The sequence below is a fragment of the Nitrosopumilaceae archaeon AB1(1) genome, from assembly GCA_033471095.1.
Lineage (GTDB): Archaea > Thermoproteota > Nitrososphaeria > Nitrososphaerales > Nitrosopumilaceae > Nitrosoabyssus > Nitrosoabyssus spongiisocia.
Genome location: CP136752.1, coordinates 1,291,354 through 1,313,538, shown reverse-complemented (window position 1 = coordinate 1,313,538; position 22,185 = coordinate 1,291,354). Strand labels below are relative to the sequence as shown.

Sequence of the window (22,185 nt, the reverse complement as noted above, 5' to 3'; positions counted from 1 at the left end):
ATTATGGAATACCTTTTGATAATATCTTTATGTGTCTTCATATAATTTTGAACGTAATATTTGTCATGCTTTTATTTGTTGATTTTGGCATTCTAGAATATAATGATTTTCCTGGATTTTTTAAGGCATATAATGGGATTGAAGAAGTGGATATATTTCTAATTATGCCGATAAGTAATTTCAGTTTTATGTTTACTGTATATTGTCCAAAACACGTTTTACAACTTTATAGTTCTGTTAAGAAAAAGAAACTAAAACTTTTTTCAATCGATGAATTTAAGTTAGATGTGGATAAAATTGTAGGAAGATTATATGACACCTTATTCTGATGGGAATTCTAACGATTCAATTTATCTTGATTCTCATTCGACCACGCCTACTGATCCTATGGTCTTGGAGGCAATGATTCCTTATTTTACCAAAGTTTTTGGAAATGCGTCTAGTCTAGATCATTCATATGGATATGATGCATCTAATGTAGTTCAAACCTCTAGAGAGAGTATCGCACATGTGATACACGCACCTATGGATGACATTATTTTTACATCAGGTGCTACTGAATCAGATAATCTTGCACTAAAAGGTGTGATGAGAAAAAACCAAGATCGTGGAAATCATATAATCACATGCAGTACTGAACACAAAGCAATATTGGATACTTCCAAATATTTGGAATCAAACGACATCAAAGTGACTTATTTACCTGTGAATAATTTTGGCAGTATTGACCTAGATTCTTTATCTGATTCTATAACGAATGAGACTGTCTTAATTTCGATAATGTTTGCAAACAATGAAATTGGAACCATTGCAGATATAGAGGAAATCGGTAAAATTGCACATGATAATGACATATTATTTCATACTGATGCTGCTCAAGCTGTAGGTCATCTAAATATAGATGTACAAAAACTTAACATCAATCTAATGTCATTTTCATCTCACAAGATTTATGGTCCAAAAGGAATTGGTGCTCTTTATGTACGTGGTGTAAAACCAAGAGTAAAATCTGAACCCTTGATACATGGTGGAGGGCAAGAACGAAGTATTCGATCTGGCACTTTGAATGTACCTGGAATAGTAGGATTTGCAAAGGCAATCGATATTGCACAAAAAAAGATGAATAGTGAAAATATTCAATATCAAAAATGGACTGATCAAATATTTGAAAAACTCTCTGATGTGGGTGCAAAACTAAATGGTCATCCTACAAAAAAACTTACACACAATCTAAATTTACGATTTGATGGAATCGATGGAAAAGCTATAATAAATTCTGTTTCAAAAAAGATTGCTATATCTGCTGGTTCTGCCTGTACAACTCAGATGGTAGAACCATCTCATGTTCTTTTAGCTCTGGGTCTAACTGAGGAACAGGCACATACATCTATTCGTATAGGGTGTGGTAGATTCAATACCGATGAAGAAATCAAAATTGCCACAGATGTGCTTTATTCATCAATTAAATATTTAAAGAAAATTTCCATGTAATAATATAGAAATTGAATTTTCAAAATAGTGTCTAAAAAAGTTTTTAAACTATATTTGTATTTAAATTTTATGACCAAACCAGTGCATGTAGGAAGGGCACTTCAATCACTTCGTGATTCTGATTTTAATACGGTATCTGCTATTGGTGAAGTTATTGACAATGCTATTCAAGCAGAGGCAAAGAATATCAAGATAAAAATCAAAAAAAATCTTGTAAGAAAGAACAAATATGATATGACAGAGATTGCCTTTGCTGACGATGGAGTTGGAATGGATATTGATACACTTGGTAAATGTATGCAGTTAGGATTTTCAGCTAGGTATAACCAACGTGATGGCATAGGTAGATTTGGTGTTGGAATGACGCTAGGGGCTATTACACAGTGTACACGTATAGAAGTTTATTCTAAACCCAAAGGTGGAGGGTGGAATTTTACATATCTAGATTTAGATGAAATGAAAGATTATGATGATGCAGAAATACCTCCGCCTACACCTGTAGAAGTTCCACGAGAGTATGCAGATCTTGTAGCCGATCATGGTACTTTAGTTATATGGAAAAATTGGGATCGTGAGGATGCGGCTATTGATGAAATGATAGTTTGGATAGGAAGAACGTATAGAAAATTTATTGGACAACAAATAATCAAAGATAGCAAAGTTATTGACAATCCAAATCAAAGATATATCTTTTTAGATGATGGTGATGAAACTAGAGAAATCTCTGCTTTAAATCCATTATATGTTACTCGTACTCAATACAACGAAGAAACCTCTAATCCTGAATCAGAGATTGTTTTGCTTGAGATACCTCATAAATTTGATCCTATCCCTACTAAATCCACAGAACAGAAAAAAATTACCATCCGTATGTCTCTTCTGCCTGAAAGTTGGAGAAAAGAACGAGGAACAGGTAACTCTACAGACAATAGGAAGCGTCATGTACCTCACAACGAAGGAATTTCTATACTAAGAAATGACAGAGAAGTATTTTATGGACATTTGCCTTATTATCAGATTACAGATAAAACTTCAAGTCATTATAAAGGATTCATTGATATGGATAGGTTTTGGGGTTGTGAAATAGCATTTGATGCAGATTTAGATCATTGGTTTTCAATTAAAAATATCAAAGTAGGTGCAAGACCAATAACAGAGCTTCGAAAAAAAATACAAGATGCAATAAACCCTACAATATATGATTTTAGAGATGAAATACGACGAGTATGGAAATCACATAAAGATGATGTCAGGAAAAAAACCGGTGGTACTATGTCTGGAACAAAACCATCAGAAGAAACATTGAAAAAAAATAGTTCAGATCATACACCTACGAGTACTGAAATTGATACTTTAATTCGAGAATCCGGAGTAAAAAAAGAAGCTGAACAAAAAATATTATTGGAAAAACTTTCACAAAATCCTGTGACTTTTTATAAATCATTTGAGATGGATCCACGTAGTAACTTTATAGATGTAGTTACACGTGGCAGTACATCACTTATTAAGATGAATATGAAACACCCTTTCTTTGAAAAGTTATTTGATCTAACTGAAAAATTATCCAAAGATGAGTCATATACGAAAGAACAATTGGAGAGTTTAGGACAAGATATTGAAAGTACTATGGAATTATTTATTGCATCATTTGTGCTTGCTCATAAACAAATGGATATGGAAAAAAGTCAAATAACTGGAGATGTGATTGACAAATTGATATATGATTGGACATATTATTTACACAAAAATATCAATAGTACGTTAGAAAAATAGTATGTGATTCTTGTGTTAAATGAGTATCTTGAAATAGAAAAACTACAATCTGATCTAAAAGAATTTATTAATGCATACCATTTTTTATTCACACAAATTGATTCGGATCGTCCTATTCCTATATTTAATGACAAAAAATTACTTGCCAAATTACATCACTCTCTAAACTTAGATAAATACAGACAATCCTCATTTCGAAAAAAACTTCTACTTGGGGCACCTAGTAATCAAATTATTGATTTTGCAAAGAGAATTAAAATAAACTATGGTTCATATGAAGAAACACAAACTGTAGAGTTTAGAAATAAACTAGCTACATTTCATTGGGGCAATAATTCTGATACACGTGACTTTATTGAAGCATTTGGATATCGAGACTATTTAATTCCATTAGAAAATGATGATGTTTTTGCAACCCGTGATATAATGTGTCATGATGATCCATTCAAACAGCTAAAAGATTATCAGGCAAATGTTGTATTTAGAGCTCTTGATATAATCAAAAATCCAAATTCAAAATTTCTAATACATATGCCTACTGGAGCTGGAAAAACAAGGGTTGCGATGGAGATAATATCTCATTTTTTAAACGACAACAAAACTCGGCAGGTAATTTGGTTGGCTGATTGTAGAGAACTTTGTGAGCAAGCTATGGATGCATTTATTCGTGTTTGGTCTCATCTTGGGAAACACTCAATCAAAACGTACAGAATTTGGGGAAAAGTTCCTATTCCTAAATGTTTGGAAAGTTCTGCATTTGCAGTTGCAATGTATCAAAAAGTTAGGACGTCACTAGATGATAACTCTAAACTCAAGGCTGATTTTTTAGTTACTGATGAAGCACATATTGCAATAACTCCAACTTATTCAGACACAATTAACAAACTCAAAGAAAGACGTACAAGACAAACTCGTATTATGGGGCTTACTGCAACACCAGGACGAGGATTTGGAATGATTGAAGAAAATGAAGTTCTTGGATCATTTTTTAATTTTAATATAATAGGAATTGATGATGAAGGAGGTACAATTGAACATCTTCAACAAAAAGGTGTGTTGGCTAGATGTCAAAGAGAGGTTTTAAACCCTGAAATAGAATATACATTGACAAAAGAAGAATGGGAAAAGATAGGTAGGAATTATGAATTAGAGTTTCCAGATGGACTTTTAGAAACAATTGCAAATGATCAAAAACGTAATCTTAAGATCATACTACGTTTACTCAAAATGACTGATGAATACAAGAGGGTAATAGTATTTTGTGGTAGTGTACATCAATCAAAATTATTAGCAAGTTTTATTGATACTTGTGGTTATCCTGCTGCTTATGTTGATGGTACTAGCCCTGAAGCATATCGAAAAGATGTTGTACACAAATTCCAAAATGGCAACATACAATTTCTTTTTAATTACAATGTATTTACTGCTGGTTTTGATGTACCTCAAATTGATGCTGTAGTAATTGCTAGACCAACAAAGTCTGTTGTATTATATGGTCAAATGATTGGACGTGGAATGAGAGGTCCACAGCTTGGGGGTACTACTGTATTTACACTAGTAGATGTAGTTGACAATATACTTACAGAGTATGGTGGGCTTGATACTGTATATGAATATTTTACAGAATATTGGAAATAGAATCTCAAGTAATTTCTATTTAATTTTGTATATTCTTTGAGAATGATGTGGTCTATCAATTTTATATTCCCCATTTCCTAATTTCTCAAACCACTCTAGTAATACCTGTACATTTCCAGTAAGTTCACGTCTACTCGGAACAGGTACATCAGTACAATTATTCTGTATCCACTCTTTTATTCTACCAAAGTATGCTTCTGGAGCAATAAATTCATTGATTTTCTGAATAAATGGGTGTGAAAAAAATTCTCTAGTTAACGTTTTAACAAATTCATTCTTTGATAAATTTAAATTAATTCCATAATTAACAATATCATGAATTATACACGCAGATGTGTTTGAATCCTCTGATGGTTCTTTACCCTGCATAATTCTTGTATATCCTAGTATGAGGTCATCTACATTATGTGTCATTGGTAGGTCTGAGATTAAAAAACAATCTTTTTTAACTTGAGGAATAACATCTTCAAGGTTTATTTCTAGAGTTTTCTTTATTGGATTGGCACCAACCCATTTTTTTAATTCGTAATAGATATAATCATTTATTAGATTTGACTCTTTTCGAATTTTTTCAAAAACTAGACAATCTTTGTAATCTAGGCATTCTATTTTAACTGCAGCTTCATGATTGCCATCTACAAACATTCCTCTGTTTGTTATATTACCTGTGGCAAGTACTGCACTCTCTAAATTCACTGAATAAATCTTTAGGTGTAAATCAGAGTTTACATATAAACTGATATTGTGTTTTTTACAGTATGGGTAAAGTTCAAGTTCTGATGAACCAAATTGGAAATCATGTATATTCCAAGTAGTAATTATGACTACTTTACTATGTATGTTATACAACAGTCTATCCAAAGTAGCAGTCTTGATATATGGTGCAAAGATGAATATTGTTTTTAGTTGAGGATCACTACACTCAAAATACTTTCTAACATATTCAAATATTGGACTATGAATAAGGTTTGACAAGTATGTGTTGATTAATCCTGTATTGGTTTTAACAGTTTTCATACATTGAATAGCGAGAAATATTCTGTATTGACACACATCAAAATTCCTTAAATCATATGGCTTGAATTAAAATTTTAGATAGATTCAATTTGTATCTATTGTATGTGATATCCCAGTTGATTCATTTCCCATCGATGAATCTATTCCTGCCATTTTACACAACATGATGAGAATGCTATGTAATTATAAATACGAATTACATTAACATGTGGGTAAATCATGGTATTCGGAGTAATTGTCTATAGTATGCAGAAATCATTTATGATGAATTTGAGACTAGTGGTCTAATCTTGAGAAAACTTTATGACAGAGCCATATTATTCATAAAACTATTGAATTTCGATATTGCATCTGATGATGAATTTGAGAGAGTCTTTTTAAACATAATAGGCATGAGCGTAAAAGACAACACCTACAAATTTGCAATGGCTAGATTTCTATTAGATTATAGCAACAGATATGATAAATTACATATAGATTATTCAACTATTGCAGCATATTTTTTAAAATATTATTGGACCCAAGTATGTAAATTAAAGATGAAACATGCATCACAACGTAATAAACAACCTGAAATAGTGACTATTATAGAACGTGAATTTACAAAACCATACTATCCACAAACATTTAACAAAATAAAGGTAAAGGAACCTAAAAAAATCTCAAGATGTGTTGCTCAAATAGAAAAAAAATGCTTTCATAACGTTGTATGGAGATTTCAAAAAGTCAAAGTTAACAAATCTGTAGAATCTAAATTATTTTTTGATTATAAAATTGCCAGAGTTGTCAATTCAAATAAGAAATACGTAGATTTAGATTATGGGATATATCTAAATCCAAATGCAATGCAATTCTTGAAAAAATTTAATGTTTTATTGATGAGATCCGTTATATTAGAATGGGCAAAATTTCTTGAAAGCCGGAACGTTGGACTTCCAAAAGTAATACTAAAAACAGATGGTGAAAAAATTCCCAGAGGAAATCTAACTAAATATCGACAGTTATTGGAACCTTTCTTCCCTGATTGTTTTTACTGTGGATGTTCTCTTTCTTCAGATAAAAGACAAACTCATGTCGAACATGTAATTCCATTTGATTATATCGCAGAGGATGATATATGGAATCTAACTCTTGTGTGTCAAAAGTGTAATTTGAAGAAATTGGGGGCACTACCACCCAAAGATTATCTCAAAAAACTAATTATACGAAATAAAGAATATAGTGTACAAATACCAGAATTAGAAAAATCACTTGTAAGATTAGATATGGATTTTGAGAAAACTATCAGAAGACACTATGATAATGCACACACTCAAGGATACATGATTGTAAAGAAATTTCTATGATTTATTGTTCACACATCTACAAGATGTAGTAAAAATATAAAAATAACAAATACGGATGCTCCTGAACGAAGAAAAGTGGTTACCAAGCGGTTAAAGACAGGCTGATGAAACGTATGGGTAAAAAAGACTGTATCCATAAAACCTGTGGGTAAATCATACAATAGACCTGTAGGTATAGTAAAAAATAGTACAAAAAGTATCATCATGCATAAAAATAAAAAACAGACTTTAATTTATTATACCTAATGTAAGTACCATTGTATTACCTAAATCCACTAAATTCTATCTATAAATCCTATGATGATCTACAATATTTTTAAATAACAACATATTAAAAAATCACATGGGTGATCGTATTGGGTGAATTGGAAGACGAGGTATTGGAAACTATGAAAAAAACGTATATTGATGTTCCCAATCCAGTTGAAGCAACTAACAGTAGATTGTTCTTAAAACCTCTTAAATTTTATTATAAAAGACTACTTGAAAGTATGTAGCCTGAAAGAGATGATATTGAAGTAAAAACAGATGTCAAGCTATATGGGGTATATGCACCAAAAATAGTAGACGTTGCGATTATTTTCAGAAAATAACGGTCCTTTGTTAGTTATTTCAATAAAAAGCCAAATGACTTCAATCAGCTAAAAATTTTCAAATTAATTATGAAGAATTAATTGGTGATGCAATAAATTTGCGTGAAAATATCCTTATCTTGTTATGGGGTGTTGTATTTGTTCCTACTGAGTGGGATCCGATCTGATGTGCCAGATGAAAATTTTGATGTTACAAAATACCGTAGGTTATTTTATAGACTCAGTCATAAGAAAAATCGGAGTATTGGAATCGATTATGATAGGAGTTTACATGATAAAAATATAAAATATGAACATATATCTATATTAGAAATTGATTTTCATAGTATCCTATTTCTACTTCAGAGTCTTATGAGAGATCTGAGGATTTGTTGTCATTTATTCCAAATATGTATAATACTCTTAAAGATAGATTACCAGATTTAGGGTTAGATGATGATAGTAGTCGTGTTTGCTTCTAGTTAAAATAGTGAAATTTTACCTAAAATATAATACAACTAGAATTACATTATATGATGAATTCTACAAAATTGGACTATTAAAAAATAAAAAAATATAGGGGTTCAAAGGTACCCCAATAGTTCACTGTGATATTTAGATGTCTTTACTAGAATCAACTTTCAAACTTTTGATTTCGCACCCACCATGTATACGAATCCGGTCGGGCCCGTTTTATTAACTATTTATCAGATAAATATAATCCTGATACTTTATCCCATTTGCCTTTTTCTTCTTTTACCCATAGGAATTTTTTTTGCAAGGCAGATGTATAGAGTTTCTCCCATTGCATATCTACCTCTGAAGACCATGATTTGAATATACGTGGATCGATATAATTTCGAAGTGACGTACCAATATTATAATCCATGGTCTTCTCTGTAAGACTAATTTGCAACTGTGCTTTCTCTAATCTCTCTGCATGTTTTTCTTTACGTTTTTTAATCATCATTTTGGCTTTATGAATTCTACTTACCTTGGCAGTCTTTTGTTTTGTTGACTTTGGTTTGGAATTTTTTGCCGCCTGTAATGATATCTCTGCTTTCCTCCATGTGTTACTGTTCTTTATCTTTTTGAGGGTGTCTTTCTTCTTTTGAAGTGATTTTGCAAATGTCTTTGGGATGGTTCTTTTATGATTGCACATAATAGCAGCTTCAAGATTTGATATCTTTGCTAAATAGAGTTTTTTAGCCGCAGACTCTGATGAGACATTTTTATTCATACTGAGTGATTTTGCTACCACTTTGGACGCAAGATATGTCCTAAACACTTTCGCAGACAATCCTTCTAATATGCTAGAATAGTATTTATTCACCTGACGTGATGTGATATTGCCAAAAATCTCTTCTTTTGGCTTTTTGTCTTTTATGATTTTTTTAAGATTTGTATATAGTTGATTATTTTTATCATTCTTCTTTATCTCTTCTTTCCATCTGATACTATCTTTGCCGAGAAAATCAAACAGTATACCATCCGGTGTTATCTTAATGTGCTCTGTGCGTAGTGTTGTGGCTCCAACGGTATCTGCTTCCTCGGGATCTTTTTCATCCCCTACTCTCATTGCTGTTGTATAAATCAAAAAGCATATGGTTGCAATTGTACGCTTAGTGTTATCCTTTGATGTCATATCTTTGATCATGTGTTTTTCTATATTTTTAATTGATTTAGACAGATTTACTGCCTTGTTGTACTTTGATTTGTCTTTATCTTGTTTAAAATCTGCAACATCAGCAAGCCAAATGTATTTGTGTGATTTTGTTAATGAATCAATCCAATACGCAAGCCATGTTGCTTCTTGATTGTGCTCTATTTTCTTCCAATCGCCCTTTGGTATTTTTGAGTTTTTACCAAGATTTAACACAACATCTTTTTTTGTAATACGTACTTTCCATTTTCCTCGCAATGGGTGCTGACCTCTTCCAATAAAAATTCCTGGTGGTTCTGCCATGTAATTTGCAATATCTGTTTCTTTACCGTCAATAATTGCTATACCATATTCACTTTTCATCTTTTCACGAATATTTTTTCTCTTTGTTGCAATTTCTTTCCTCTCTTCTTTTGTCATTAGATCTTTGGCGTCTTTTTCTTTATCCACAACTCTATATGCTCTGGAAAAATCTATATCTGAATATTTGATATTTTTCAAGTTCACAGGCAAGGTCTTAGCAAAATCATTTGTAAAATTCTTTTGAAATACTGAATCTTGAACATATGGCGTATCTTTCTTTTTAGCCCATTGGTATACCATCTCCTCTTGAAATAGGTTAATTTTAATTTCTTTTCCTTTTAATTTAATTTTAATATTTTTTGTTTCAAATTCTGGTGGGAATAATATTCCGTTATGTTGTAATGTCTTCCATTTTTTCTCTTTTTTCATTTACATTTTGTATTTTTAACTACTAGATAAAAATTGAACTGTGAATTGTTATGTTTTCTACTAATTTCATTTGGTTTTGTATATTTTTGATATATTTAGGCATGAAAAAATACAATTTTTTTTTTAGAAATTAAAAATTATGTTTATTTTTTTTATTTTTAGTAAATTTATCTACAATGTATCTAGTTATATACTAGTTGTTTTCAGACAAAATATGGCAAAAGCAAAACGCACAATGTCAAAAAGTAAAACAACACGTCGTACAAAACGTAAAGCAACAACTACCAAACGTAAAGCAACAACTACCAAACGTAAAGCAGCACCAAAACGTAAGGCAGCATCTAAACGTAAAGCAGCACCAAAACGTAAGGCAGCATCTAAACGTAAAGCAGCACCAAAACGTAAGGCAGCATCTAAACGTAAAGCAGCACCAAAACGTAAGGCAACAACTTCAAAACGTAAAACGAAGAGAACAACCAAAAAATCTACGACAACAAAAAGAACGACAAAGCGTAAAACCATGAAACGTTCTTCTACTGGAAAAACAAAATCTAGAAGAAAAGCGTCATCATCACGATCAAAATCACGATCTAGAACTCGTTCTAGATAGATTTTAATCTCCAAATACTCATGTATCTCTGATACAATTTGTTTAGACATTCTTTTTAAACAAGACACTCTCAATTTTTATTAATTCAAAAATATATCTTAAAACTCATTGAAAATTTCTTTCTTTAAATAATTTTCAAATTCTAAATCTGATTTTGTCTTTTTCGCTTCTGCAAACATTGCTGCATCATTTCCTACGGTATATCTGGGCTCTGTATCTACCTGTTGTATTTTTTTCAGCACAACGTCGGCCACACTCTGTGGTGATGTTCCCATTTCTGCCATTAGTTTTGCCCCATCTAACATTGTTTGGTTAATCTGCTTATATGGTGAATCTGATCTGCTTTTTGCAATCTTCATAGAATCAATAAAATCTGTTTTGATCACTCCTGGCTCTATTAGAATAGTTTTGATTCCAAACTTGCCCAATTCATATCTCATACATTCACTTAGACCTTCGAGTGCAAATTTTGAACTAGCATATGCAGATGATGCAGGAAAGCCGATTCTACCTGCAATTGAACTAATGTTAATTATCACACCACTTTGTTGCTTGCGCATATGAGGAATGACACATTTGACTAGTCTTACTATGCTGAAAAAATTAGTCTCAAACTGTTCCATGTATTCTTTCACTTCTACCTCCTCAATACACCCAAACATTGCATACCCTGCATTATTCACTAGTATATCAATTCGTGAATCTTGTAATAATATTTCGTCAATTACTTTTTGCACCATTTGTGGATCTGTAACATCCATGTGTAATACTTGGATTGGTAATGAATCGGATTCTGCAGTTTTTTGAAGTTCTCCTGCATGTTCCATATTGCGTACAGTAGCATATGTCTTGATTCCGTCTCTTGCCAACGCTAATGATATCTCTCGTCCGATTCCCCGAGAACTACCAGTGACCAATGCTATTTTCTGCATGATTAATACATGTTGATGTTGTATTTATCTAGTGTATATGCTCCTACCAAATATATCGTTTTTATATTTCTAAAGTAATTAAATTCTCCACATGTAAAATTGATGTTATATTCATAAACTTGTATATTTTTTAGATGACTTTGACGTTATTTTTGCAAATATTTAATTTTGAATACATTTGTTAATTATGTATGCAAGATGTAATGTTGAATATCATGAATGGTGAGTGGATAATAATTTTTTTTGTCACTATAGTTTTGCTTTTAGGAACTAATCGTCTTCCTGAAGTAGCAAAAAAATTGGGTAAGATCAAAACAAAGTATACAAAAATGAGTACTGATATTAGAGATGGATTAGATCAGGCAACTAATTTAAAAATTGATTCTACCCTGCCAGTAGATAATGAACGGAAAAAATTAGAAATTATTGCAAAATCTATAAATCTTGACTCAACAGATATGGACACTATATCACTACAAAAAGCAATAGATGAAAAAATGAATACTTTTACCTAGTCTATTTTATTTAATGCGTTTTTTGCGAATTTATAATACTCTGGCACAATTTCATACCCAATAATTTTTCTCTTTTTCATTTTTCCAATACGTGCGACTTGACCTGATCCTAAAAATGGATCCAATACAACATCTCCTTTTTTACTAGAGTAATCTAAAATTTTCTCTACAATCTCTTGTGGCAGTTTGGTCGGTGTCTTTTCACGATTACTCCAATACTCTCGTTTGATATACCAAACATCTTCCTTGTCCTTATAATGAAGACTCTTTCCTTGATCATCTTTTTGTTCTTGTCTAAATCTTACAAATGGATAAAAGATACGTTTTTTTGGATTTTTACAGACATAGATACAATGATAATGTGATGAGACAAACCTCTTTTTGGTTACCACTCCGAATTGATATTTCCATATTATATGATTAATTGTGGTAAATCCTAAATTATCGATTACAACAAGAATGTCTTTGAGATTATTCCATCCTGAAAAAACATACATGCTGCCTGAATCGGCAAGTACACGATAAGCCTCTTTCATCCAGTTATTAGTAAATTTGGGATAGTCTTTTGCCTTGATTTCATTATACCCTTCAAGCACATTTGATGATTTTCTATTATAGTTTGCTCGATTGGCCTTAAAATCTATTGCAAATGGCGGATCTGTTATTATTAGATTAATTTTACCTGTAGGAATATTTTGCATTCCTGCAATACAATCCATATTGTAAATTTTATTAAATTTGTGTATGGCCAATTACATCGCCCTCTTTTGAAATTTATTTTTTGAATAGATAGATGACATAGTTATGAAGAATATATTAAATCTAACTTTATTAATTTTTAGTTCTGTATAAAAACATGCATAATTGTAGTATTTACAACAAATTCTCACATTACTCAATTCACATATTAATTATTTAATAATTTTAGATTAACTCAACTAGATTAAATGAATTCTGACCGATGTATATTTTTAAAATCTTTTTTAACGATCTAGTTCTTTGAAATATCATGGATGGTTTTCTGATTGGTCGGTTTCAACCATTTCATCTAGGTCATATGAATGCAGTTGATTTTGCTCTGACAAAGGTAAATCAACTTTTCATTGGTATTGGAAGTTCCAATAAATCTAATCAAATTCGTAATCCATTTACTGCAAAAGAGCGAGCACAGATGATTACACTATCTCTAAATGAGTCACAGAAGACTCGTATCAAACTCTATGAGATTCCAGATGTAAATAATCATGAAAAGTGGGTATCGTGTATTGCTGAAATAGTTCCAAACTTTGATGTATTATTTACCAACGATTCTACAACTGCTAATATCTATACTACACGAAACATGTCTGTTATTACAATTGATATGGTTGCACGTCCTAAACTGTCTGGTACTAATATTCGTAATTTGATATTACAGAGGGGTAATTGGGTTAATCTAGTTCCGCTAGGAACACAAGATGTCTTGAAAAGAATTGATGCACAAGAACGTATACGATTAATTAATGATAATTTTGATATCGTATAGTTTTTCAAGTAAAATTTTTAGATGAGATGTTTATTTTTAAATTATTGACTCGTCGTAGTAATTATGATATATTGGGAGTACCGTATGACTCTACTGATGAAATAGTGCGAGAGAAATTTCGAGAACAAGTGCTACTTCATCACTCTGATCGTGGCGGTGATGATGAAAAATTTCTAATCATAAAGACTGCCTACGAAGAACTCAAACTTGGGAAAAAATATCCAAACTCTTTCTCACAAAATACACTCAATACAAAATTTTATGATCTCGATGAGGAAGAACAAAGAAGGCATAATTTGATTCTAGCAAGTAATGTTGCCAAAGATATCCAAGTTGCACAAAAATGGGTTGAAGACTTGATTTTGCACGGATGTGTTGACAAACGATTGTTCGGCTCTAGTGAACTTGGAGAGATTGAAATGGAGATTCAAGCAAATAAAACGTTATTCATTCGTGGTAAATATTGGGCAGGAAATTTTGAATATGATGGAACTATACTGATGAGAGGTAGCATAACTAGCCCATATTTTTTACCATATGCTGATTTTAAAACAAAAATCATTGTAAAGAATGGAAATTTTATACTACACAACCCACTTGCAAATAACTATACTGTCGAGTCTGGCTCTATTATAATTGCCAATAATGGAGATATCCAAGTAGGGGATGTTACAGGTAGAAAAGAATCTCTTCCGGATCCGAATGGTCGAGTTGGAGTGACTATACTGTGTGAGCATTTTACACAGTTGTATGCCCCAAACGGAAAAATTATAGCTGGAGATGTATGTGAAACTGTTATTTTAGAAGGTGATGAGATTATATTACAAAATTTATCTGATAATGTTCGAATAAGAGGGAAGAAAATTTTGATTTATGGTGCAAAGGTAACACATGATGTTGAAATTACTCTATTAGATTATGGCATGATTAGATTTTATGATAAAGGGTCAGGATTCGATATAAGTGATGATGCTATTTTAAAATTAGAGAATGGGAAAAAATTTAGGTTACGTGATCTAAAGGTTCGTAAATTTATAAGCTGATGGTGGTAATGATATCACTTTTGAATACTTGAATGAGTTAAAATGACATTACATGTAGCAAACAGGTTCTATTAACTTAAAATTTACAAATTACTAGAGTAGGATGATGGTTTATGTAATTTTCCATAAATTCTCAATTTGGCGTATTTTTTGAAATTAACGGTAATTTTATTTTCATAATGTCTACTATTCTCTTAATAACTATTCGACCACAACTTTACAGAACTTGTAAACAAATTGAATAAATAATACTAAAATATTCTAAATTCATGATGAACAAAGTTGGCAAAACATTACACATGGCTAAAAGCAGCAGAGTAATCGTTCAGTTGGAGGAGTTTATGCCAGAGGGAACTATTCTATGTGACTCTGATGGAAATCGTATGTTAAAGGTTTATGAAATAATTGGCAAAGTCGATTCTCCTTTTGCATCTTGTATTCCTATGATTGATTATACCAAAAAACACGATGATGTTGCAGTGTATGCCGTTTCGGCACAAAACAATTCAGAATCGAAGAATTCTAAACGAAAACGTAAACACTATTGATACTTGAAAACTAATTTATCTCTTCTAATTATTATCATTGCTATTATTATTGTGCCAAATATGGCGTACAACATGTATGGCGTTGATTCTGAAAATCCCATTGACAAAAACCCTGCAAAAAATGGTCCCATTGTCCAGCCTATACCAAATATTGTCTCATACGCCCCTATTGCCCCACCTGATTCATTTTTACCAATCTTGTTGAGAATTATGTCCAAACTAAGAGGGAAGAATATGCTAAATCCAAAACCAAAAAGTAACATGATACTGATAAACCACCAAAAATCACCTGGTATTGAAGACATTGCAAGGGCTATTGTAATACTACAAATTATTAAAAGTAAAGATATCTTTGTTCTCTTTTTGAAGAAATTTGCACAAATTAATGTAGCCACACGTGACATACCGAAGATAAAAAACATAACCTCAATCTCAACTAGCGAAAATGCATTGTCGTGTAGGTATGCAGGATATACTGCAAGTATGGTTCCAAATGATATGGTGCAGAAAAATAACATTGAGATGATTTCCGGGAATTTAAGCAATTTACGAATGGCATTAAATGAAAAATATATGCGTCTGTGCCTCATATACGTAATTTTCTTGTTTGGTTTTATGCCAAATAATATCGTAGATGCTAGAATAAACATGGATACTTGAAATAATGTTGTATACGTTGCATCAAATCTATCAAATAGTATCCCTCCCAAAAATGGCCCGATCATAAATCCTGTAATGAATAATCCTGAAAATTTAGCTAAATTACTGACCCGTGAACTTGGTGTACTAGAATTAGATATGATGGCCTCAGACGATGGCCAAAAAAAGGCATGTGCCACACCTGCGATTATTCGTGATATTATAACATCTGGAATGGATTGTGCTAATGTTAAAATGTACACAGATAGAGTGTTGAGAATAATCCCAATTGATAATAATCTTGAATTATTAAATCTGTCAAGTAGAATACCGACAAGAATTGGAATAAACATGTAAGGTGCAAAATTTGCAAAACCTACAAACCCAATATCTACATACGATGCTCCCAATACATCTTTTGCAAATATTGGGATAATGGGACCTTGCAGTCCGTATGAAATCCCTATGATTAATCCTGTGAGATTAACGATGAATAGCGTTTTCATTTATATGCTGCAACCATTATTGCTGCGCCAAGTACATTTGTGTTGTATTCAACACGTGAAAATTTTTCTAATAATAGTGATTTTAATATTTTATTTTGTGGCCAATGTTTGTATGTCTCGTATAACGCACCAAATTTTAAACCCAATTTGCCACCAATTATACATGCTACCAGTGGCAAAATTGCACGAAGATATACTGCAACACCACATCTAATGATTTGATTATCTGGTTTGCCCAAATCTACAATTACCCAACACCCATTATTCTTCAGCACCCTGTGCATCTCTGAAATTGCTACTTTGAGACTCTGTGCATCACGAATAGAGTATCCACACATGACAACATCAAACTGCTCATTTTGAAATGGTAAATATTCAAATATCCCACATGATAAATCAGGTGATGTATCAAAATGAGATTCAGCACCCTTGAGCATCTGTAATATTGGATCATACATTATGATACGTGTCTTTTCACCCAGTATTTTTTTAACAGTTTTTGACATATTTCCAAATCCAGAACCTGCATCTAATATGGTATTGTTCTCTCTTACCACTTTGGATATTCCTTTGTATCTTAAATCCTCATCCTTGCCAAATGAAATAAAAGAGTTTACTCTGTCATAAACCGGTATGATATCCTCTAGTACTTTTATAATATCATTCCATTTATTTCCAAGTCCCGGCTCCATAATTAATTCATCATCATTGTGAATATATTTGAATGATGTATTGTTTCATTTTTTATCTATGTTCTAGTCTTGAAATTCATAATTTTCTTATTATTTCTTGATATGATTTTACAAAAGTTTATTATATGAATACTTAAAATTCCACTATCTTGGTACTTGCAAAACAAATATTTGATGATTCCATCAAGACTAGTCATAAAATAATTACTGAAGAACAATCAAAATCTATATTAAAACAATATGGAATTAACGTACCTAAATTCCAACTAGTCAAGACTGAAAAACAGGCACGCACTGCTGCTAAACAAATCGGATTCCCACTAGTGATGAAAGTTGTCTCACCACAAATTTTACACAAAACAGATGTTGGTGGTGTAGTGGTAGGTCTTGATAATCTTGATTCTGTGATTAAAGAATTTAGAAAGATGAATAAAAAGTTTTCAGCCAAGAAAAAGATTGAGTTTAAAGGAATACTGCTTGAGAGAATGACACCTAAAGGAGTAGAGATGATTGTGGGTTTACAAAATGATCCACAGTTCGGTCCTGTGATCATGGTGGGTCTTGGCGGTGTACTGACTGAAATTTTCAAAGATGTGTCATTTCGAATGCTACCAATAACAACAAGTGATGCAAAATCCATGATATCTGAATTAAAGGGAAAACAACTATTTCGTGGATTTCGAGGTAGTACACCAATTGATCTAAACATGCTTGCACGTGCTTTGGTAAAGATTGGCAAATTAGGTATTAATCATGCCTCTCACTTTAACAGCATTGATTTTAACCCAATCATGGTGTATCCGAAATCATACGCTGTTGTAGATGCAAAGATTATTCTTCATAAAAATATACAAAAAAACTCTATATCCAAAGCTCTTCCAAACTCTAAATTTATAGAGACATTTTTTACTCCAAAATCTGTTGCTTTGGTGGGGGCATCAAATACCATTGGGAAAATTGGCAACTCTGTCTTGGATAGTCTTGCAAAACATGATTACAAGGGTAAGGTGTATCCTGTTAACCCAAAACAGAAAAAGATCATGGGGCTAAAATGTTATCCCTCTATTGCCGCAATTCCAGGCAAGGTTGATCTTGTAGTAATATCTGTAGATCTATCTATTACAAAACCGGTATTACTTGACTGTGCTAAAAAAAATATTCATAATGTGGTTATCGTCTCTGGCGGTGGTAAAGAACTTGGTGGACAGCGAGCAAAATATGAAGAAGAAATTAAACAACTATCTGCCAAATATAAAATTCGTATTATAGGGCCTAATTGCATTGGTATGTTTAATGCAGCTAATCGTCTTGACTGTGCATTTCAAGGTCAAAAGAGAATGGTCAGAGCTAAACTGGGTAATGTTGCAATTTTGTCACAAAGCGGTACCATGGGGATTAGCTTTTTAGAATCTGCCAATTCGTTTGGATTATCAAAGATGGTAAGCTATGGTAATAGATTTGATGTGGATGAGGCAGATTTGATATGGTACTTGGCCGGTGATCCACAAACCAAAGTAATCGCATTATATGTTGAGGGATTCGGCGATGGTCGTAAATTTATAAACACTGCAAAGAAAATCATCTCGCAGACAAAGAAACCTATTGTGATTTGGAAGAGTGGTCGATCTTTGGTTGGGGCAAAACAAGCTGCATCTCATACTGGCTCTCTTGGAGGCTCTAACTCTATTATTATGGGGGCTCTGAAACAGGCAGGTGTGATATCTGTTGATGGGTATCATGAACTTGTGGCAGTTACAAAAGCTCTTGCTTGGCAACCTAAATCCAAAGGTAACCGTGTTGCCTTGTGTAGTAATGGTGCAGGACCTATGATTGGAGCAATTGATCATTTTGAGCGATTAAATTTAACTTTGGCCAAAGTTACAAATAGTACACGTAAAAAAATGATCAAGCACTTTCCATCAACTTATGTGATTGGTACAGGAAACCCAGTCGACGTGACTGGTGGGGCTAACGCAGATGACTATAGATTTACAATTAAAGCGTTCATGGACGATCCTAATGTCGATATTATTATGCCTTGGTTTGTATTCCAAGATGATCCTCTTGAAGAGATTATAGTAAAATATTAGTCTGAATTTGGTAAAATACGTAAAAAACCCATATTGATTGGTGGTACAGGTGGTCCATACACACAAAAAATATCTGCACAGATTGAATCTTTTAATCTACCTGTATACGATGACATACTTTCTTGGGTAGCTGCAGCATCTGCCCTGTCTTCTCATAAACACTAATCTTGAATTCTCTAATGTTCTTTTCTTAATCTGCTCAAACTGTAATACCTTACAAAACTAGAGCGTTTTGTCCCTAGAATTACACACGTGATATAATTACTAATCAATATCATATCCCCTGTGATGAATGTCTAAATTCTAAATACTATACCACTCAATATGTTCATTGTGTGATGATATTGATAATGTTTTTTTATTAAATTTGTAACTCTAGTCTAGTACTTTGATTGCACTTGGATGGTATAGTCACTTTTTTTGATTTACTCTAGTAAATTGTTGGGGATTTCAGTTAACACTAATCACAATTATTTATATATGATTTCTATTGTTTTTGAAATTATAGTAGTAACTATAACATTAAAAAAACTAAATAATAAAAATATTGTGTGGAAAATCTATTTTGTAGAGAAAGAACTGCCACAAGAACAAGATTTTGTAACATTTGGATTATTTATTTTAAAACCAAATCCCATGAGACTCTCGATATAATCAACGTTGGCCCCTTTCAGGTGATCAACACTGGTACTATCTACCAAAACCTTGATGCCGCTCTCTTTAATTATCTGATCGTCCTCTTCTACTGCTTTTTCAAATCCCATACCATAGCTCATTCCAGAGCATCCTCCACCCTGAATGTATATTCGTAGATATTCTGGATGTGTATCGTCTTCTTTCATAAATTCTTGAATTTTCTCTGCTGCTTTTGGTGTAATTGATATGAGTTTTTGTGTTTGTTCGGTAGTCATTCTAATTATTAATGGTATAATGATTATATAAAAATGTACTTGTTATTCATTAAAATATGGACATATTTCATAATTTTATTCCTAAATTAATACAAATGTGTCACGTTTGAGTAGTGTAAAGACCACACTAATTCATTCAATGCAGAGAATTTCATTTTTATATAATTATTATACCATATGATTACTATATACATTTGAATTAGGTTCTGTTGCAACATCAGGTGTTACTCATAAATCAATGAATTATAATTGTTATTATAAAAACAGTGAATTATGCCACAAATGTGTTCACAAATTGTAACGAATCAATAATGTATTTCCTTGTTCTGATGGCGGTCCTGATACAATCTTGGAATTATATTTTTTGCTTTTCATAACACTGCAACAGTTAGACATACTAGGGGACTCGCTCAGATGCCCATCTGCGATTTTATACGTCTCTTGCGTATATCTCTATTTGTGACATTCCGTTCTGCCTTGCTATTTTCAATACAAAATCTAATTTTCTTTGATAATCTTTAGCATTAGGTGTCAATGATTGAACGTGTTGAATCATTGTTTAAAACATTTGGTCATATGTTCTGTTGCATCTTTAGGATTTAATCGTAAACAATATTTAATAGAAATGCCTCCATCTATGGGCATCACAACAAATGATTGGAGTTTGAGTATGAGATATAATTCTCATTCTGAAGAATATTGTTGGAAAATGAAGAATTATGAAGAAGCGTTGATGAGATTATTCATAAATTTATTTAATGATACTAGTGGATATGGATGTGATCTCGCTGAAATTGAAAAATATATTGCTGATCATTTTGAAAAAAGTTTTAAACCTGTTACATCTGAAAATCATCCTTTCATATTAACTGCACTAGAATTACTATTAAAAGATAATAAATTAGAATGTAATTCTGTTGATCCTAAAAAGAAGTATTATGGAATTCCAATCATATCTAAGTTCAAGTATGAGTGTGATGTATGTAAGATTCGATTCTATATTTGAACCTGACATGCTTGATCCTAGTTCCTTTGCAAATCTAAACTGTAAAAATTGTGGTAAAGATATAGAGAATATTACATAGTTTCATAATCATGCAAACTTGCACTCTGTATCAAAGTATTCCACTTGTTATGACCCTTGACAATTATCTTTGCTCTCTTAGATGGTCTCTTATTGTCAATACCACTATACTTTTTGGCATAATTGTAATACACTGTCACACCATTAATAATCAGACTATCTTCTCTTCAATCCTCTAAACACTTTCCTACGATCACGAATCTCACCATTTAGACGCTCCATCATATTTAATCATATTGTGTTTCTCTGCCAAATACTCTTCTTGACGATTTACCCTATGATGGTAATCCATCTGTGATAAAATACTTGGGTGTTTTATTCCCAGTAATCAATTTAGTCAGTTTCAACAAATAATCTGCGTTGTGCTGAAATTTAGTATCGACCATGTCTTTAGCTAACCCAAAACGAGTGTCATTATTCATAGATGCAAATAGATATTTTGGCGTACCTGACACCTTTATTCATACTTTATCAGCACGAACTCAATTGCCAACACGTGGTATGATTTCATCTAGATATCTAGTTAACATTACAGGGTATTTGGCAATCCAGCGATTCATAGTAGAATGATTCACATCAGTATCAAACTCATAATGTGTTGAAATATCTCCAACTGACATACCTGAATAGTACATTTGTAATGCACCTGTAATTATTTTTGAATCAGATTGTTTACCCTCAAATTCAAAATTTGATGTAAAGCGTTTATTACAATCTAAACATTTGAATCATTGTATTTTTCCTTGTTTGTTGTTCCTCATACCATCTTTTTTGATATTACCTGAATTACAGTATTTACGCAGATTCAGTCTAGTCTATTCCATTATTCTAAAATTATTATTCGTATATCCTCTATTT

General features: G+C 32.1%; 21 protein-coding genes. 11 read left to right on the top strand and 10 right to left on the bottom strand.

Annotated features, from left to right (window positions below; all coding sequences use genetic code 11):
• Positions 1-312 precede the first annotated feature (312 nt).
• The 3 genes from R1F52_07435 (at position 313) to R1F52_07425 (ending at position 4,902) form a co-directional block, all read left to right on the top strand.
• Complete coding sequence (locus R1F52_07435; GenBank protein WOV92924.1) at positions 313-1,491, top strand: cysteine desulfurase family protein; 1,179 nt, start codon at positions 313-315, stop codon at positions 1,489-1,491.
• A 69-nt stretch (positions 1,492-1,560) separates the two neighbouring features.
• On the top strand, positions 1,561-3,264 hold the full coding sequence (locus R1F52_07430; protein WOV92923.1) for an ATP-binding protein: 1,704 nt from the start codon (positions 1,561-1,563) through the stop codon (positions 3,262-3,264).
• Positions 3,265-3,276: 12 nt separating this feature from the next.
• A complete protein-coding gene (locus R1F52_07425; GenBank protein ID WOV92922.1) occupies positions 3,277-4,902 on the top strand; it encodes a DEAD/DEAH box helicase family protein in 1,626 nt (541 codons plus the stop codon).
• A gap of 15 nt (positions 4,903-4,917) precedes the next feature.
• Here R1F52_07425 and R1F52_07420 read toward each other — a convergent pair whose 3' ends face one another.
• Entirely contained in the window at positions 4,918-5,919 is a 1,002-nt protein-coding gene (locus R1F52_07420) for a hypothetical protein (GenBank protein WOV92921.1), read from the bottom strand.
• Between the two features lie 290 nt (positions 5,920-6,209).
• On the opposite strand from R1F52_07420, the gene R1F52_07415 reads away from it, so the two are divergent.
• Positions 6,210-7,265 carry an HNH endonuclease signature motif containing protein gene (locus R1F52_07415; GenBank protein ID WOV92920.1) on the top strand — a complete coding sequence of 352 codons (1,056 nt, stop codon included), beginning with the start codon at positions 6,210-6,212 and terminating at the stop codon, positions 7,263-7,265.
• Between the two features lie 1,272 nt (positions 7,266-8,537).
• Here the strand turns inward: R1F52_07415 and R1F52_07410 are convergent.
• The 3 genes from R1F52_07410 to R1F52_07400 form a co-directional block, all read right to left on the bottom strand.
• Positions 8,538-10,232 (bottom strand): DNA topoisomerase I, encoded by a 1,695-nt coding sequence (locus R1F52_07410; GenBank protein ID WOV92919.1) that lies wholly within the window; start codon positions 10,230-10,232, stop codon positions 8,538-8,540.
• A gap of 186 nt (positions 10,233-10,418) precedes the next feature.
• Positions 10,419-10,892, bottom strand: coding sequence for a hypothetical protein (locus tag R1F52_07405; GenBank protein WOV92918.1), 474 nt, complete (start codon positions 10,890-10,892; stop codon positions 10,419-10,421).
• 48 nt (positions 10,893-10,940) lie between these two features.
• Positions 10,941-11,759, bottom strand: a complete 819-nt coding sequence (locus R1F52_07400; GenBank protein ID WOV92917.1) for an SDR family oxidoreductase — start codon at positions 11,757-11,759, stop codon at positions 10,941-10,943.
• 206 nt (positions 11,760-11,965) lie between these two features.
• Here R1F52_07400 and R1F52_07395 point away from each other — a divergent pair, with 206 nt between their 5' ends.
• On the top strand, positions 11,966-12,289 hold the full coding sequence (locus R1F52_07395; protein WOV92916.1) for a twin-arginine translocase TatA/TatE family subunit: 324 nt from the start codon (positions 11,966-11,968) through the stop codon (positions 12,287-12,289).
• On the opposite strand, the gene R1F52_07390 is transcribed toward R1F52_07395, so the two are convergent.
• A complete protein-coding gene (locus tag R1F52_07390) occupies positions 12,286-13,041 on the bottom strand; it encodes a site-specific DNA-methyltransferase (GenBank protein ID WOV92915.1) in 756 nt (251 codons plus the stop codon). The two genes, R1F52_07395 and R1F52_07390, sit on opposite strands and share 4 nt — an antisense overlap.
• A 257-nt stretch (positions 13,042-13,298) precedes the next feature.
• Here R1F52_07390 and R1F52_07385 point away from each other — a divergent pair, with 257 nt between their 5' ends.
• The 3 genes from R1F52_07385 to R1F52_07375 all read left to right on the top strand — a co-directional run bounded on the left by R1F52_07385 (position 13,299) and on the right by R1F52_07375 (position 15,405).
• Positions 13,299-13,814: a nicotinamide-nucleotide adenylyltransferase gene (locus R1F52_07385; GenBank protein ID WOV92914.1), complete on the top strand. Its 516-nt coding sequence runs from the start codon at positions 13,299-13,301 to the stop codon at positions 13,812-13,814.
• Positions 13,815-13,858: 44 nt separating this feature from the next.
• Complete coding sequence (locus tag R1F52_07380) at positions 13,859-14,857, top strand: DnaJ domain-containing protein (GenBank protein WOV92913.1); 999 nt, start codon at positions 13,859-13,861, stop codon at positions 14,855-14,857.
• A 269-nt stretch (positions 14,858-15,126) separates the two neighbouring features.
• Positions 15,127-15,405, top strand: coding sequence for a hypothetical protein (locus R1F52_07375; protein WOV92912.1), 279 nt, complete (start codon positions 15,127-15,129; stop codon positions 15,403-15,405).
• Here R1F52_07375 and R1F52_07370 read toward each other — a convergent pair.
• Both R1F52_07370 and R1F52_07365 read right to left on the bottom strand, forming a co-directional pair.
• On the bottom strand, positions 15,399-16,550 hold the full coding sequence (locus R1F52_07370; GenBank protein ID WOV92911.1) for an MFS transporter: 1,152 nt from the start codon (positions 16,548-16,550) through the stop codon (positions 15,399-15,401). The genes R1F52_07375 and R1F52_07370 overlap by 7 nt on opposite strands.
• Positions 16,547-17,242, bottom strand: a complete 696-nt coding sequence (locus R1F52_07365) for a class I SAM-dependent methyltransferase (protein WOV92910.1) — start codon at positions 17,240-17,242, stop codon at positions 16,547-16,549. Before R1F52_07365 ends, R1F52_07370 begins: the two co-directional genes overlap by 4 nt.
• A 149-nt stretch (positions 17,243-17,391) precedes the next feature.
• Here R1F52_07365 and R1F52_07360 point away from each other — a divergent pair, with 149 nt between their 5' ends.
• Both R1F52_07360 and R1F52_07355 read left to right on the top strand, forming a co-directional pair.
• Positions 17,392-19,332: an acetate--CoA ligase family protein gene (locus tag R1F52_07360; GenBank protein WOV92909.1), complete on the top strand. Its 1,941-nt coding sequence runs from the start codon at positions 17,392-17,394 to the stop codon at positions 19,330-19,332.
• Between the two features lie 33 nt (positions 19,333-19,365).
• Positions 19,366-19,497 (top strand): hypothetical protein, encoded by a 132-nt coding sequence (locus R1F52_07355; protein WOV92908.1) that lies wholly within the window; start codon positions 19,366-19,368, stop codon positions 19,495-19,497.
• Between the two features lie 395 nt (positions 19,498-19,892).
• On the opposite strand, the gene erpA is transcribed toward R1F52_07355, so the two are convergent.
• On the bottom strand, positions 19,893-20,243 hold the full coding sequence (gene erpA / locus R1F52_07350) for an iron-sulfur cluster insertion protein ErpA (protein ID WOV92907.1): 351 nt from the start codon (positions 20,241-20,243) through the stop codon (positions 19,893-19,895).
• 670 nt (positions 20,244-20,913) lie between these two features.
• Between erpA and R1F52_07345 the strand changes: the two genes are divergently transcribed.
• A complete protein-coding gene (locus tag R1F52_07345; GenBank protein WOV92906.1) occupies positions 20,914-21,249 on the top strand; it encodes a hypothetical protein in 336 nt (111 codons plus the stop codon).
• A 353-nt stretch (positions 21,250-21,602) separates the two neighbouring features.
• Here the strand turns inward: R1F52_07345 and R1F52_07340 are convergent, their stop codons facing one another.
• Positions 21,603-21,782, bottom strand: a complete 180-nt coding sequence (locus R1F52_07340; protein WOV92905.1) for a hypothetical protein — start codon at positions 21,780-21,782, stop codon at positions 21,603-21,605.
• 27 nt (positions 21,783-21,809) lie between these two features.
• Positions 21,810-21,947, bottom strand: coding sequence for a hypothetical protein (locus tag R1F52_07335; protein WOV92904.1), 138 nt, complete (start codon positions 21,945-21,947; stop codon positions 21,810-21,812).
• Positions 21,948-22,185: the final 238 nt, after the last annotated feature.